This is a genomic window from Emticicia agri (assembly GCF_004168285.1).
Classification (GTDB): Bacteria; Bacteroidota; Bacteroidia; order Cytophagales; family Spirosomataceae; genus Emticicia; species Emticicia agri.
This window is the reverse complement of sequence record NZ_SEWF01000087.1, coordinates 1-14,751: the sequence shown is the minus strand read 5'-3', so window position 1 is coordinate 14,751 and position 14,751 is coordinate 1. Positions and strand designations below refer to the sequence as shown.

Below are 14,751 nucleotides of genomic sequence, written 5' to 3'. Positions count from 1 at the left end.
CAACAATCAGCCATCTTAAAGAAACAAATCAAAGAGCTGTCAGAGCAACCCAGATATAAAACTGATGCTGAACTTCTGAAGACTATTCCAGGAATAGGTACCTTGACAAGTATGATTCTCTTAACTGAAATAGCAGATATAAACCGTTTTGTGAGTATAAAAGAACTGTCAGCTTATGTAGGACTGATTCCTAATAGTCATGACAGTGGAGAAACCAAAAGAGTGGGAAGAATTACTAAAAGAGGGAATGTATATTTGAAATATATCCTTGTGGAGGTCAGTTGGATGTGTATCAGATATGATGCCTCCTTGTTATTGGCTTATAAGGCTGCCATCAAAAAGATGGAACCTAATAAAGCTATCGTCAAGGTAGCCAGAAAATTACTGAACAGAATTCGATTTGTACTAAAGAATAAAGAACCCTATCGAATCAATCAGGGTCTGTAGAGAACATATATCTATTAAACCATTATCAGGTGGGGTAACGCTTGAGGCCGTCTGTGACCTCTAATAAAGAGTGTTCACTATTTTGAGTTTGCGTCCCACACCTATATAACATAATAGCTAACTTGTGACTCTCCATTGGAGATGTTCACTCATAGAAGATTGGTTTATAGTTAAAAAAAGTTCTGTTGAAATATGGATAAGCTTGCAGCTTACCCACATTCCAACAGAACAATAACAACTATTGCCTATTATTTAAATAAACCAAAAAAAATCAACTCGAAGCTTGTTTTTCAACATAGAAGACAGCCTCTTGCATTAGAGTTGTAATATAGCGAAGAAAAAATAAGTTACTTAAAAGGAGGCTTTCCTAGTTTTCGTAAATAAATTGATAATCCAATTATTACTACTATTGATATAGTTACAGCAGTAATAAGAGAATTTTCAGTTTTAACTGGAATTTTATGACCAGAAGCATATATTGCAAACCAGTAATATAAGTTGATGATTAAGAATAAAATCGTCCCAATAAGAATAACTTTTATGAAATTTTTCATAATAATAATTTAGTTAGAGTTGTGAATTGTTCCTTCAAAGCCTTTCTTACGTAATGATTTTATTATATAAAGAAATTGTTGATTTGACATACCCGTAAGATTTAATCTATCACCATCTTTAATATTTGTATCTTTTCCTTGAATTAAATCCAAGACAACTATGGCGGATCTGGTAATATTAAAGGCTTGTAATCTTGAACTATACATATCTATAAATCCTGTTTGCCATACAGAAGATATATTCCAACCCAAATGATCACTAGTTTTCATCCCCTTATGAGCGTAGGCATCTTGTAAAGCATGTAATCCTTGTCCAATCTTACCAAGATCGGTACCCTTAGAAGCAAAAATATTATCCCAACCAAACTTTAAACCTCTTTCCATTGCTTGCTTTTCAGTCATACCGGCTTCTGCTTCTGCATCGCTCATCATAGAATGCCAATGACTTTTTTTTTCCTCTTGTGATTCTGACGTTGGACTATAATCAATTTTATCAAATCTATAAGCTAAATGGCCATTATTTATTACTTACATGGTGGGCGAGCTGTACATCACCACCTTTATATAATCGGTACTGACAAAAATAAGAAAATCTGGCATAAAAATATATTACCTATACAACATAAAAATTTAATAGAATTACAACAAATTCTAAATGATAAGGAGTATACTGAAGCGATTGAAGGTGATATTTGAAATTTTATACACTTAAGCTATTACTTTCTGTCATCCAAACGACATCCCATTCCCAAAAAAATCATTTATTTTGTCTGATAGAAAAAAACACCAATGGAATTTTTGATTTTTCTGCTTACGGCTATTATCAGTTTTCTGGGCTCAGTTCAGTTAGGCTCGGTCAATTTAGCTGTTATTCAGACTACCCTTAACAAAAATTTTTCGGCAGGCGTATCCGTTGCCATTGGTGGTAGCCTGCCCGAAATTATCTATTCTGCATTGGCCTTAGAAGGATTACTTTTTATTCAGCAAAACCAGTCTTTGCTTGATACACTTAACCTGCTCATGATACCTGTCTTTTTAGTAATAGGTCTCTTTTACTTTTTCCAGAAAAACCCTGAGGTTGCTGCACCTGTTTCTGCGCCCGATAGTCAGAAAGCCGACTTTTTAAAAGGTTTTGTTTTAGGTATCATTAATCCCCAAGTGCTACCTTTCTGGTTTTTCATAGCAGTCTATCTCAATAAGCATATCGCTATTAATAGTTTTGCCACCAAAGCGGCTTTTGTTGCAGGAGCCGTAACAGGGGCTTTTGCCATTTTATATTTATTTGCCTTAGTGAGTAGCCGCCAACAACAAAATATCCAGAAACTATTAAGGGGCTACCCTATCAATCGGGTAATTGGTATCATCTTCCTCGCCTTAGCACTTTTTCAACTCATAAAAACAGGATATGAACAGGGATTTAAAACCATCCTATAAATAAACCCTCTCTATTCTACACCTGTCTTCTCTGCCAAATCGCTTAATCGTGTCATTTACCCGACATTTGCTTACTGCTCTATGCTATACCTTTGCCATAGAAATTAATCAGATATACCAATGAAAAAATTATTAGTTCTGTTTATGATGGTATCATGGCAGAGTTTTGCACAGGAAACAGCCATTCGTCAGAAACATTATTTATTAGAAAAAGGGGTAGCCTTATCAGGCTATGACCCTGTCAGTTATTTTGCCAATAAGCCTCAGAAAGGCAAGATTACCTATGTTTATAATGGTATTTCCTACAAATTTGCCAATGAAACCAATGTAGAAACCTTTAAAAAAGCACCTGCCAGATATGAACCTGCCTATGGCGGCTGGTGTGCTTATGCGATGGGAGCCAAAGGCGAAAAAGTAGAAGTTGACCCCGAAAACTACAAAATCATTGGAGGTAAGGTTTACCTTTTCTACAAAACCATTTTCAATAATACCCTCAATAGCTGGAATGAAGAAGAAGCCCGACTCAAAAAGCAGGCTGATATAAACTGGGTAAAAATTTATAAATAATCATAATGCTAATTCCTTGTTGAGGGAAATAAATCATGAAAACAAACATTGCAATAATATGGATAGCTCGCTTTGTGGCGGCTGCCCTGATGTTACAGACCTTATATTTCAAGTTTACGGCTGCCCCCGAAAGTGTTTATATATTCTCAACCATTGGTCTTGAACCCTACGGGCGAATAGGCACGGGAATAGCGGAATTAATTGCTTCTGTACTCTTATTAATCCCTCGCACTTCGTGGTTGGGTGCTTTAATGGGTATTGGCATTATGGCAGGTGCGCTTGTCTCTCACCTGTTTTTATTAGGCATAGAAATTATGGACGATGGCGGTCAGCTTTTTTTTATGGCATTAGTTATAACAATTTGCTGTGCTTTTGTAGTTTATCAGGAGAAATCAACCATTTTTGGTATTATTAAAAGATTTACCTCCAACACATGAGATTACCCCTCTTTCTGGTTAAAATTTTCAACTACGAGTACTGGTCGTGGTGGGTGTTTTACCTGCCTATGGCTCCTTACTGGCTTTTTCAGGCTATCCGTGCCAAATCGCTTACCTATTTTACGGCAGTCAACCCAAGTATTGAGGCAGGTGGCTTTTATGGCGAACATAAAAGCGAGATTCTGAAATACATTCCGGCCGAATACCTGCCGACAACCCTCTATATTTCGCCCGATACAGCTTTCAGTGAAATATCTCATACGGTAGCAGCACATCAGTTAAAATATCCGGTGATTGCCAAACCCAACGTAGGCGAGCGGGGCACTTCGGTCGTAAAAATCATGTCAGAAGCCCATTTGAAAGCCTATCATGCCAGTATCAATGCTGATTACCTGATTCAGGAATTTATTGAGTACCCGATAGAATTAGGGGTCTTATTCAGCCGGATGCCTGAGGAAAAATCGGGCAGGGTATCGTCGGTTACACTGAAAGAATTTCTGACTGTAACAGGTGATGGCAAATCAAGCATTGAAACATTAGTATTGAACAATACCCGGGCAAGATTTCAGTTAGAAGCACTCAGAGACCGATTGGGCAAAGGGATTGAAGAAATACTTCCGGCAGGAGAAAAACGACTGCTGGAACCTATTGGCAATCATTGCCGGGGCACTAAATTTGTCAATGCCAATCATCTCATTAACGAGCAGTTGCATCAGGTTTTTACTACCATTGCCGATAGGTTTGAGGGCTTTTACTATGGACGTTTTGATATGAAAGTAGCCAGTTATGAAGATTTATACGCAGGCAAAAACATCAGAATCATGGAACTGAACGGGGTTAGTTCAGACCCCGGCCATATCTACGACCCTCGTTATTATCTTTGGGAGGCCTACCGTGATTTAGGCTGGCACTGGAACCGGGTAGCCGAAATCAGTATTGCCAATCAGAAAAAAGGTATCAAACCTGTGCCTGTGCGGGAACTTCTGAAAATAGTGAAGCAACATTTCGGGTGAAGCCAGTACTTTTACACCGTTTTCTATTGTATATTAAGGGAAATTATCCCATCGGTCATGAATCTTGAAACCAAATACTGGCATTTACATAATCATCAGTTATTCAACGCTTTAAATTCAGCCGAATTGAAGCAAATCTGCCTTATTACCAACTTTAAGACTGCCAAGAAAGGTGAAATCATTTACTTTTCGCACGATGAATCTGACAGGGTATATACCATTAAGCGTGGAACGATTAAAATTGTAGAGATAGACGATAAAGGCAACGAAATTGTAAAAGACATTCTGCAAACAGGCGACTTGTTCGGTCAGTTTACGCTGGTGAATCAGACCCTTGATGAATATGCAGTTGCTGTATCTGACTACGTAACCTGTTGCAGTTTTAAACTGGCCGATTTTGAAGAGGTGATTGAGCGGAATCCTGTATTGGCTCTCCGCTATACCAAGTGGGTGGGTTTCAGACTCAAACGCATGGAAAACCGCTATGCCAATCTGGTTTTTAAAGATGTAAGAGCCCGGTTGAACAGTTTTCTGAAAGAATGGGCAACGAAAGAAGGGATAGGTAATAAAAATGAAATTGTGCTGAAAAACTACCTGACTCATCAGGACATTGCCAGCCTGATATGCAGTACCCGACAAACAGTTACCCAATTACTGAACGAACTAAAGGATAAAAATATCCTTGATTATTCCCGCCACGAAATCATCATCAAAAACCTTTCGGCGCTGAACTGATTTACCTGAATTTTGATTGATTCGTCAGCCAGCCGACATCCTGTTTTTTTGCTACCTGTTACTTTTGTTTCAACATTCTAAAAGCCAAATTTATGAAACAGAAAACAGTAGGGCTATTAGCTATCTTATTATTGCTGATAGCCTGCCAGAAAGATAACGTTCCTCAACTGATGGGTATAGAACCTCCACCTGTCAGTCCGACTATTCAGAAACCTGAAAACCTGCTTGCCAAAGGTACATTTCAGTCTGCTGTACATACTACGAGCGGAGAAATAAAAGTATATCGGGACGAAAATGGGAAAAGAGCACTAATATTTGAAAATTTCAGAACCGATAGCGGGCCCGACCTGAGAATATACATGGCCGAAGATAAAGCACTTACCAATTTTATTGAGGTCAGCAACAAAGTAAATACAATGGGCAATTATAGCGTAGCATTACCCGACGAGGCAGACCTGTCAAAGCATACCTATGTGCTTATCTGGTGCAAGCGTTTTGCTGTCCTTTTCGGTAGTGCTGAACTAAAACCAAACTAACTATGAAAAAACTACTTTTTATTCTTCTGCTTTTATCAGGGCACTTATTAAATGCCCAAAGTCGCCATCAACAATATGCAGACTTATCTGTGGCGGCTGGCAATGGGTTTTCTCCGGCGTTGTCATACAATTACCTATGGGGCATTGGCAAAAAAGGGAAATTTAAAATAGGTACAGGTGTAAGACTTACCTATTTTGCAGCGCAGCACAAAGATTTTATTACTGCTCCGGCCAGGCTCACCTCCGGACAAACAGGTCCGCAGGTGTTATTTGTCGAAAACATTCTGGCTAATTTAGACACCCTTCATCTGGCTAAGTCGGGCGTTTTTTACCTCAATATTCCCATTCATTTACAATATAGTTTTAGTCAGAAATTTGAAATAGGTTTTAATATTGATGCTATCGGGCTGAGTTTTGGCAAAGAACAAACAGGTACATTTGAGGCAAGCAATTCTGCCACCTTGAATGGCAGCCAACAATCAGCCAAACCTACGGTATTTAATCTGCTTCTGGTGAGCGACAATGATTTAGGCAGCCTGAACTCAGAGCTTTATTTCCGCTACTGGTTCAGCAAAAATATCGGATTACGGGCAGGTGCCAGTTTTCAGTTTATCGAATACCGCACCAATCGGCTGCTGACCCTTGAGAACGACCGCTTTCGCTCTAAAAACCTGTTGCCTATGCTGGCCGTTTCTTTCAAGTTTTAACCCTCTGCCATGAAAAATCTCATAATAACACTGCTGCCCTTACTGGTAAGCCTGCATACCGTAGAGACAGATACCTGGAAACCTACTTCGGCCACCATCAGCTTTACCATCAAACATGCGCTGGGTGCTACTGCCGAGGGTTCGTTTAAAGGTTTCGAGGGGAACCTGATTTTTAACCCTGATAATTTAGCCGATGCTTCGCTGAAAGGCACAGTAGTTGCCAAAACTATTTATACCGGAATTAGTTTAAGAGATAATACTTTACGAGGCGATGAATATTTTGCGGTTGATAAATATCCGAAAATAAGTCTGGTGTCGACAAAAATTGAAAAAAGCGCTGTCGGAAACCAATACACAGGTTATTTTAATCTTACCATAAAAGATATTACCAAAAACATTAAATTGCCTTTTACATTCACAAAAAACGGCACGCAGGCCACTTTTAAAGGAAGTTTTATGATAAACCGGATTGATTATGGTATTGGCAAAAAATCTGCTTTGCTAAACGATACTGCCACTATTTCTATTGTGATACAAACCCAGCATATATGAAGCACACACACACAAACGTAATCAGACAATTGGCTGAATTATTAAATCAACTTAACTCACAACAATATGCCCAGTCGCTTTGTGTGCTTAATGGCAGTAGTATAGGGCAGCATACACGCCATGTGATAGAGTTTTATCAATGCCTGCTGAAAGGATATAAAAGCGGAATAGTAGATTATGATGCCCGCGAGCGTAATTTTCTTTTAGAAAACGACCTGAGTTTTACCCTTGATACCATTGATGAAATCATCAGCAGTATTGATGCGGTGGGCGATGTTTCGGTGCCTTTGCTGCTGGCGGTTAGTTACGAACCCATGCAGAAGGCATATATTGAGACCAGTTTTGTACGTGAACTGGTGTATCTGATAGAACATTCCATTCATCATTATGCCCTCATCCGCATTGGTTTACAGGAGAGTTTCAAAGAGGTTTTTATTCCCGAAAACTTTGGTGTAGCCTATTCTACCATTCAGTATCGTCAGGCGTAATTCAAAATAAAGACATTTAATTATAAAAATGTCGGTTGTGGTGCAAATCACAATCGGTAATACATTTATTTAAGTATTCAAATGTGTGTATTAACTTACTTACCAACCAGCAACAACGGCTTTATTTTTACCTCTAACCGGGATGAACAGAAAAGTCGTGAGTCGGCAATTGCTCCCCGTAAATATGAGATTGAAGGGCGTTATGTCTTTTATCCAAAAGACCCCCAAGGTAGTGGTACCTGGATTGGCGGTTGCGATACCTTTACCCTTTGCCTGCTCAACGGAGGCTTCAAACCTCATCTACCCAATCCACCCTATCGGCAGAGTCGTGGACGAGTAATTTTAGATTTTTATCAGTTTCTTGACGAAGAAAAGTTTATCAGCCAATACCAGTTTTCAGGTCTTGAGCCTTTTACGCTGGTAATTATTAACAAACAGAATACAGAAAAATATTACGAAATACGTTGGACAGGCAAAGAGGTAATCAGTACCACCCATGCAAGAACTGAACCCCGGATATGGTCGTCTGTTACGCTCTATTGTCCTGAAATCATACAGGAACGGGAGCAATGGTTCAGAAATTTTCTGAACACCTACCCTGCTTATACGGCTGATGATGTATTGCATTTTCATCACACAGGCGGCAAGGGCGATAGCAGAAACGATATAAAAATGAATAGGAACGAAGAACTGAAAACCCTGAGCATTACCCAGTTTCAGATAGATACTGAACAATTTGTGGTGAGTTACGAAGACCTGCAAAAAAACAAAAAGTACGTTTACAGAGTTTTTATAGAGTGCGTCTGAGTATGCGGATTTAGGCAGACAAAAATATGTTTTTCTATCACAAGCAACGCAAACGCTTTTGTTTGCGTATTGATACAGAATTTGTTCAAATACTCTGTCAGGTGCTGTACAAATCCACTACGACATTAAAAAAGCCCGAAACCACAATGCCAAAAATCGTTTCTATCGGTACAGCCGTACCCCGGTATGCGCACAAACAGGAAGACATCATGCGCTTCATGCTCGATGCCGCTAATCCTGATGAAAAAAACAGAAAATTACTACCCATACTTTACAAGCGCAGCGGTATCGAGACCCGTTACTCTGTTTTTTCCGATTTCTCGCAGTTACGTGGCAACTGGCATTTTTTTGGGAATAACTGCACTGCCCCCTCGCTTGAACAGCGCATGAAACTATTCAACGAAGAGGTGGTGGCACTCTCAGAAAAATCAATTCAGGATTGCTTGCAGGGTACCGACATACAAGAAATTACGCATCTCATTACCGTAACCTGCACGGGTCTTTCTGCACCGGGTTTAGATATACTATTAGCCGAAAAGCTGAATCTGCCCGCCAATATTATTCGTACTTCGGTCAATTTTATGGGTTGTTATGCCGCATTGCATGCCCTGAAAATAGCCAACGCCTTTTGCAAAGCCGATGCCTCAGCCAAAGTGCTGATTGTGTGTACAGAATTATGCACCCTGCATTTTCAGAAATCGGGCGATACCGATGCGATTCTTTCCTCTACCCTGTTTGCCGATGGTTCTGCGGCTTGTCTCGTAGTGGGCGACGATAATGCCAAAGGGCTGAATATTGTACAGTTTTTCTCAAAAATTGCCCTAACTGGTCAGCCTGATATGGCCTGGCAACTCTCAGCCAACGGATTTCTGATGACCCTTACCAATCATGTTCCGAAGCTGATTAAGGAAGAAATAGGCAGTCTGTTAGACAGTGTACTAACACAATTAGGTCTTTCTATTACAGATGTGGCCCATTGGGCGGTTCATCCCGGCGGAAAAAATATATTAGAAGCCGTTGAAAATGCGCTATCACTTTCTACTGATGCGCTCACTGCCTCTTATGAGGTCTTGCGCAGGTATGGCAATATGTCATCGGCCACTATTTTGTTTGTGCTGAAAGAAATGATGCAGAACCCAACCACCAAAGGCAATATTTTTACTGTGGCTTTTGGACCGGGTATTACGATTGAAACCGCCATGCTGACCCTATGAATTTCAGAAACCGCTCTTATACCCCCGAATTATTGGATAATGAAGCTATTCCGAAAGAAGACCTCTACCAGAATCTGCGAGAACTCGACTTTATCAATCGTTACTTAGGTGGGCATCAGGTAGTATTGGGGGGTATCAGGGCTCTACTAAAAAGAAATCCATTGGTTCAGCCCCTCAACATTATGGAAATCGGTAGCGGTGGGGGCGATAATCTGAGAGAAACCGGAAGACTACTCAATAAAAAGAAAATTACTTACCAGTTGCAGGGCATAGATTTAAAAGAAGACTGTGTACAGTTTGCCCGACAGCAGCAAACCATTCCTGTCTCTTATCAGATTTGTGATTATCGGTTGGCAGATACCCACTCGCAGCAACCACATTATATTTTCAATTCGTTGTTTTGTCATCATTTCAACGACGAACAACTGGTAAAGATGCTTCAATGGATGTATCAGCACGCAGAGAAAGGTTTCTTTATTGCCGATTTGCATCGCCATGCCCTGGCCTACTATTCCATCAAATGGCTTACCGGATTGTTTTCAAAATCTTATCTCGTAAAAAACGATGCTCCGCTTTCGGTTTTAAGAGGGTTCAGCCGCCGGGAATGGCAAAATCTGTTACAACGAGCCGGAATCCCCCGCTATACCATTCAATGGAAATGGGCATTCCGCTGGTTGATTATTGTTGAAAAATAAGCCTTTTTTACCCATGTTTGTCTCACTAACCATCGTACGTTACCCTACCTACCTTATTCCCGTTGCCTTTCTTTCTATGGCATTACTTCGGTTTCCGCTATGGTTTACCCGACGCATCTCCTTCTGGAAATTGCTGGGCTGCGGCAAAAATGGTTCGTTTGATATTCAGCCCGATTTAGCACAATGGGGATTTCTGGCTGTGTGGCAAACAGAAGAAGATTTTATCTGGTTTCAGCAGAATTCATTCCTGCAAAAATGGTGGAAAACCTTTACCAAAGAGCAATGGACAATTCTTTGCCGAACCTATGAAGCGCATGGCCAATGGGATGGGAAAGAACCTTTTCAGGCAGGCACTATCGACAAAAATTATCAGGGGAAAATTGCCGTACTTACACGTGCGCAAATCCGGCTTTCAAGGTTACGGCAATTCTGGCGCAATGTGCCGCAGGTATCAGCCCATGTCAGACACGCAAAAGGCTTTATTACCTCAGTAGGTATTGGCGAAATGCCTTTTATCAGACAGGCTACTTTTTCAATCTGGGAAAGTCTGGACGATGTAAAAGACTTTGCTTACCGCCAGCGCGAACATGCGGCTGTCATTAAAAGCACAAGGAAAGAAAACTGGTACACAGAAGAACTGTTTGCCCGTTTTATTCCGGTCAGAACCGAGGGAACATTAGGCGGAAAGCCCGTTTTACTGGATACAGATGCTACCGCTTGAAAAGTTTCCAAAAGCTGCTTTTCCCCTTCCACAAATTTCAAGCCAAAGCCCTGTTTATACCGATAAACAATTGATAACTAACTGATTTTCAAGATACTACAAACAAATATTTTGTTAAAATATTTGTATTTCCCACAATATTTACCCTTATTTGTTACACAAACTGCACCATAACTCGTTAATTTGTTAGGCCCCCTACTTATCGGGCATGATTTTTGAATCATTTCATTGAGTGAATACAATAGAAACTATTTAATTTATGTCCCGCATTAAATCATATTTGCTTGGATTCATAATCTTATGCACCACTATTACTACTTTTGGTCAACAGGATGCGAAGCCTATTGAATGTACAACTCTTCCGCCAGGACATACTCCTAATGCAGATTTTTCAATAAACCCACAGACAGGCTGTTTAACAGCCGATAACCGAGCCGCAGGTGCGTTGGTATTGATAAATGAGGTGAGGGATCCATCAGGGACACTTATCACCACTTTACCGGGCAGCAGTGTCAAATTCAATTTCAATTACAGAGACGTTGACGGCCCTATTACTTTTCCTGCCAATGCCTCTACTCCGACAAATAGATATAAAGGCCCCGGCAAGTATTGGATAGTGATGAATGGCGTGGTAGGTACTACTTCTTATCTTACCTGTAAATCGGTTGAAATCATTGATACACAGCCCTTGAATTTCAAATATGATTTTTGTTCTCCGCAAGATGTAACCGTACTGATTGAAGATACCCCTACCAACAGAGCACAACCTAAAATATTGATTGAATGGGGCGACGGAAATACCCAAACAATAAGAATCACTACCTTTCCGCATACCATTACACATCATTTTGACAATGTTCCCACAGTAAAACCTAAAATTCAGGGTTTATATGAGCGTGGCGGTATTGATGCCTGTACCAGTGATGCACGTAATTTAGATGTGGCTAATACAGACCCTCCGAAAATTGTGGCCTTGGAAGGGTTAGCCGGAGGTACCCAACAAAAAATAACTATCAGAGGGGGTACTGCCGATGTTGATTTTAACATTGAAATGAAACCTAAAGGTGGCTCATGGAGCGCTACCGGAAAAACCATCAAACTACCGACTACTGCCAATGCCACTGCTACCGAAACTATCACCGTTCCGAATGCAGGTACCGAATATTGTTTCCGTCTGCAAAAGAACGGAATCTGTAGTAGCTCTATCGTTTCTGACCCACTTTGTACCATTCTACCCACCCATCAGGTACTGTCCTCTACCGATGTAAAAATTGACTGGCAGTCTGAATCCTTTACCAGCATCACACGCTATCAGGTATCACACAGAGATAGTCCGTCAAATCTCAATCCTAATTCGTACGACGTTCCGGTAAGTGCCAATCCAACCTTTACTTTCGACCAGATGGACTGCAGTACCAAATATGAGTTCTGGATTGTAGGAAGCTGGTTTTCTGGAGGAACAAAAATTGAAATAAAATCTGCCCCTTTTATAGTAGAGCCACTAAAAGGTGGCAATATACCCTTTGCCAATCTGGCCATTGTTTCGCTGGGCGATAATCTGGTAAAAATAAATACGCTTTACCCGTTCCCTGAAATTACTATTTACCGGGCAGAAGGCAATTCTACCAATTTTCAGAAAGCCGCCACCATACAGAATACAACCCTCTGGGAAGACAAAAATGTAGAAATCAATCAGCAGCAGTATTGTTATAAATTAGAGTATAAAGATGCCTGCGACAATACATCTGAGCAATCTACGCCTGTGTGTACGGTTTTTCTTACCTCTGCCCAGCCCAATACACTCAACTGGACACCTTTCTCGGTCAGCGACCCTACTGGTATGTTACAGAATGTAGGCGCAACCGAATATTATGTACAGGTAATTGACGAACTCGGTGTATTGCAGAATGTTGCCATCACTACCAACACAGAAGCTGAAGTAAGAGCGGCCATTGACCAGTATCTGCAAGACCCTCTCTTTAATGGGAAAGTTACTTTCAGGATTCTGGCCAGACAAGACGCTGAACTAATGTGGGGGACCGTTTTAACTCCTTTTCCATTCTCTTCTTATTCAAATACCTATACTTTTATCACACCTGCCATTTTATATGTGCCTACCGCCTTTACGCCTAACGACGATACCGTCAATGACGTATTTAAAGCAAACGGGAAGTTTATTTCTGAATTTAATATGGTAATTTATAACCGTTGGGGTGCGCCTATTTTTGAAACGAGAGATATAGAACTCGGGTGGAATGGTACAGAAGCCGGAGCACCTGCACCGCAGGGCAATTATAGCTATAAAATATTCGGAACAGACTATGCCGGACAGGAGTTTAAAAAAGTAGGTTCGGTCTTGTTATTGAAATAAATACTAATAGATAAAACGATATTTTTGAGAGGCCGTCTTCTATGTTGAAAAACAAGCTTCGAGTTGATTTTTTTTGGTTTATTTAAATAATAGGCAATAGTTGTTATTGTTCTGTTGGAATGTGGGTAAGCTGCAAGCTTATCCATATTTCAACAGAACTTTTTTTAACTATAAACCAATCTTCTATGAGTGAACATCTCCAATGGAGAGTCACAAGTTAGCTATTATGTTATATAGGTGTGGGACGCAAACTCAAAATAGTGAACACTCTTTATTAGAGGTCACAGACGGCCTCAAGCGTTACCCCACCTGATAATGGTTTAATAGATATATGTTCTCTACAGACCCTGATTGATTCGATAGGGTTCTTTATTCTTTAGTACAAATCGAATTCTGTTCAGTAATTTTCTGGCTACCTTGACGATAGCTTTATTAGGTTCCATCTTTTTGATGGCAGCCTTATAAGCCAATAACAAGGAGGCATCATATCTGATACACATCCAACTGACCTCCACAAGGATATATTTCAAATATACATTCCCTCTTTTAACGTGAATTCGATGTTTATTTAATGATGAAAGTAGCTGGTTTAGTCTCATAAAAGCAATATGCAATTAGTCCACCAAAAGTATGAGCCATAGCATTGATAGGATTTCTATGTCTGGTATGATCTATGTCAAAAACAGTCATTAGAATGTCATTGACAGATTCTATCAAAGCCCGTTTTTTTAGGTTGATTTTGTCTTTTATTTTCATCAGTTTATTTTTCATATTTTTTCTGACTTTAGTAATCAATAAAAGCCCTCTGAGATAGTATTGTTCAAAGAGTTTAGTTAGATATCCTTTATCACCAAAGCATTGTCCTTTTAGACCATCAAACATATAATTCATAAGTCTGTCATCATTATCAGAGATATTGGCTGGTGTAAGGGCGAAATTAATAATTTGACCTAATTCATTGATTATCAGGTGGGTTTTTAGTCCATAGAACCAACCAGTAGAAGATTTTCCACGACCAGCAAACCCTACAAAGACTTTATTTGAATGAATTCGTCTATTATCACAAACGGGCATTTTCTTACTATCAATAAAATAATTACCCGTCCTAATAGAAAACAAAGAAAGGTATTTTAAGAACATTTGTAATCTCAGAGTCTGATAGGGAATTAATTCAATAAAACGATTATATGAAGGTATTTTAGGGAAATCTTTCACTAAAACATTCCTTACTAAATCTTGATAATAGTACTGAAAGCATTTATATCCTGAATAATGATAGAATATAATAAGTGTCAAAATTTCACTATCACTTAAGGTACTTAAGGGTTGGTTTTGGTTTGCAGGTACCCCCCTTTTTGCTAACCAATTATCAAATAATTGACAGAAATCATCGCATCTCACAAAGATTTCAATTAGCTTATTTTCATTATATTGCATAAGAATTGGGGTGATTTTTGAGGTTTATGGACGGGA

The 14,751-nt window shown here is 39.7% G+C and carries 19 protein-coding genes; 16 read left to right on the top strand and 3 right to left on the bottom strand.

Annotated elements, in window-relative coordinates:
- On the top strand, positions 1 to 447 hold a 447-nt coding region (locus EWM59_RS26600; RefSeq protein ID WP_130024253.1), incomplete at its 5' end, for a transposase.
- Between the two features lie 563 nt (positions 448 to 1,010).
- Here EWM59_RS26600 and EWM59_RS26595 read toward each other — a convergent pair.
- A complete protein-coding gene (locus EWM59_RS26595; RefSeq protein ID WP_130024252.1) occupies positions 1,011 to 1,433 on the bottom strand; it encodes a hypothetical protein in 423 nt (140 codons plus the stop codon).
- 78 nt (positions 1,434 to 1,511) lie between these two features.
- Between EWM59_RS26595 and EWM59_RS26590 the strand changes: the two genes are divergently transcribed.
- From EWM59_RS26590 to EWM59_RS26520, 15 genes are all read left to right on the top strand, one after another.
- Positions 1,512 to 1,697, top strand: a complete 186-nt coding sequence (locus tag EWM59_RS26590) for a hypothetical protein (RefSeq protein WP_130024251.1) — start codon at positions 1,512 to 1,514, stop codon at positions 1,695 to 1,697.
- Between the two features lie 93 nt (positions 1,698 to 1,790).
- On the top strand, positions 1,791 to 2,435 hold the full coding sequence (locus EWM59_RS26585) for a LysE family translocator (RefSeq protein WP_130024250.1): 645 nt from the start codon (positions 1,791 to 1,793) through the stop codon (positions 2,433 to 2,435).
- Positions 2,436 to 2,555: 120 nt separating this feature from the next.
- Positions 2,556 to 3,002 (top strand): YHS domain-containing (seleno)protein, encoded by a 447-nt coding sequence (locus EWM59_RS26580; protein WP_130024249.1) that lies wholly within the window; start codon positions 2,556 to 2,558, stop codon positions 3,000 to 3,002.
- Positions 3,003 to 3,037: 35 nt separating this feature from the next.
- Complete coding sequence (locus EWM59_RS26575) at positions 3,038 to 3,439, top strand: DoxX family protein (protein ID WP_130024248.1); 402 nt, start codon at positions 3,038 to 3,040, stop codon at positions 3,437 to 3,439.
- On the top strand, positions 3,436 to 4,452 hold the full coding sequence (locus tag EWM59_RS26570) for an ATP-grasp domain-containing protein (RefSeq protein ID WP_130024247.1): 1,017 nt from the start codon (positions 3,436 to 3,438) through the stop codon (positions 4,450 to 4,452). Before EWM59_RS26575 ends, EWM59_RS26570 begins: the two co-directional genes overlap by 4 nt.
- A 57-nt stretch (positions 4,453 to 4,509) precedes the next feature.
- The gene (locus tag EWM59_RS26565; RefSeq protein ID WP_130024246.1) at positions 4,510 to 5,187 is read left to right on the top strand and encodes a Crp/Fnr family transcriptional regulator; all 678 of its coding nucleotides are present in this window, start codon (positions 4,510 to 4,512) and stop codon (positions 5,185 to 5,187) included.
- 92 nt (positions 5,188 to 5,279) lie between these two features.
- Positions 5,280 to 5,723, top strand: coding sequence for a DM13 domain-containing protein (locus EWM59_RS26560; protein ID WP_130024245.1), 444 nt, complete (start codon positions 5,280 to 5,282; stop codon positions 5,721 to 5,723).
- A 2-nt stretch (positions 5,724 to 5,725) separates the two neighbouring features.
- The gene (locus tag EWM59_RS26555; protein ID WP_130024244.1) at positions 5,726 to 6,430 is read left to right on the top strand and encodes a hypothetical protein; all 705 of its coding nucleotides are present in this window, start codon (positions 5,726 to 5,728) and stop codon (positions 6,428 to 6,430) included.
- A 9-nt stretch (positions 6,431 to 6,439) separates the two neighbouring features.
- A complete protein-coding gene (locus tag EWM59_RS26550) occupies positions 6,440 to 6,982 on the top strand; it encodes a YceI family protein (RefSeq protein WP_130024243.1) in 543 nt (180 codons plus the stop codon).
- Positions 6,979 to 7,470 carry a DinB family protein gene (locus tag EWM59_RS26545; protein ID WP_130024242.1) on the top strand — a complete coding sequence of 164 codons (492 nt, stop codon included), beginning with the start codon at positions 6,979 to 6,981 and terminating at the stop codon, positions 7,468 to 7,470. The genes EWM59_RS26550 and EWM59_RS26545 overlap by 4 nt, the downstream gene beginning before the upstream one ends.
- An 81-nt stretch (positions 7,471 to 7,551) precedes the next feature.
- Positions 7,552 to 8,277 carry an NRDE family protein gene (locus EWM59_RS26540; protein ID WP_130024241.1) on the top strand — a complete coding sequence of 242 codons (726 nt, stop codon included), beginning with the start codon at positions 7,552 to 7,554 and terminating at the stop codon, positions 8,275 to 8,277.
- A 146-nt stretch (positions 8,278 to 8,423) separates the two neighbouring features.
- A complete protein-coding gene (locus EWM59_RS26535) occupies positions 8,424 to 9,491 on the top strand; it encodes a type III polyketide synthase (protein ID WP_130024240.1) in 1,068 nt (355 codons plus the stop codon).
- A complete protein-coding gene (locus EWM59_RS26530; protein ID WP_130024239.1) occupies positions 9,488 to 10,186 on the top strand; it encodes a methyltransferase domain-containing protein in 699 nt (232 codons plus the stop codon). Before EWM59_RS26535 ends, EWM59_RS26530 begins: the two co-directional genes overlap by 4 nt.
- 13 nt (positions 10,187 to 10,199) lie before the next feature.
- A complete protein-coding gene (locus tag EWM59_RS26525; protein ID WP_130024238.1) occupies positions 10,200 to 10,907 on the top strand; it encodes a DUF3291 domain-containing protein in 708 nt (235 codons plus the stop codon).
- 280 nt (positions 10,908 to 11,187) lie between these two features.
- Complete coding sequence (locus EWM59_RS26520; RefSeq protein WP_165372311.1) at positions 11,188 to 13,278, top strand: T9SS type B sorting domain-containing protein; 2,091 nt, start codon at positions 11,188 to 11,190, stop codon at positions 13,276 to 13,278.
- A gap of 338 nt (positions 13,279 to 13,616) precedes the next feature.
- Here EWM59_RS26520 and EWM59_RS26515 read toward each other — a convergent pair whose 3' ends face one another.
- Together EWM59_RS26515 and EWM59_RS26510 are read right to left on the bottom strand one after the other, a co-directional pair.
- Complete coding sequence (locus EWM59_RS26515) at positions 13,617 to 13,808, bottom strand: hypothetical protein (RefSeq protein ID WP_130024117.1); 192 nt, start codon at positions 13,806 to 13,808, stop codon at positions 13,617 to 13,619.
- A 34-nt stretch (positions 13,809 to 13,842) separates the two neighbouring features.
- Complete coding sequence (locus EWM59_RS26510) at positions 13,843 to 14,715, bottom strand: IS982 family transposase (protein WP_229239262.1); 873 nt, start codon at positions 14,713 to 14,715, stop codon at positions 13,843 to 13,845.
- Positions 14,716 to 14,751: the final 36 nt, after the last annotated feature.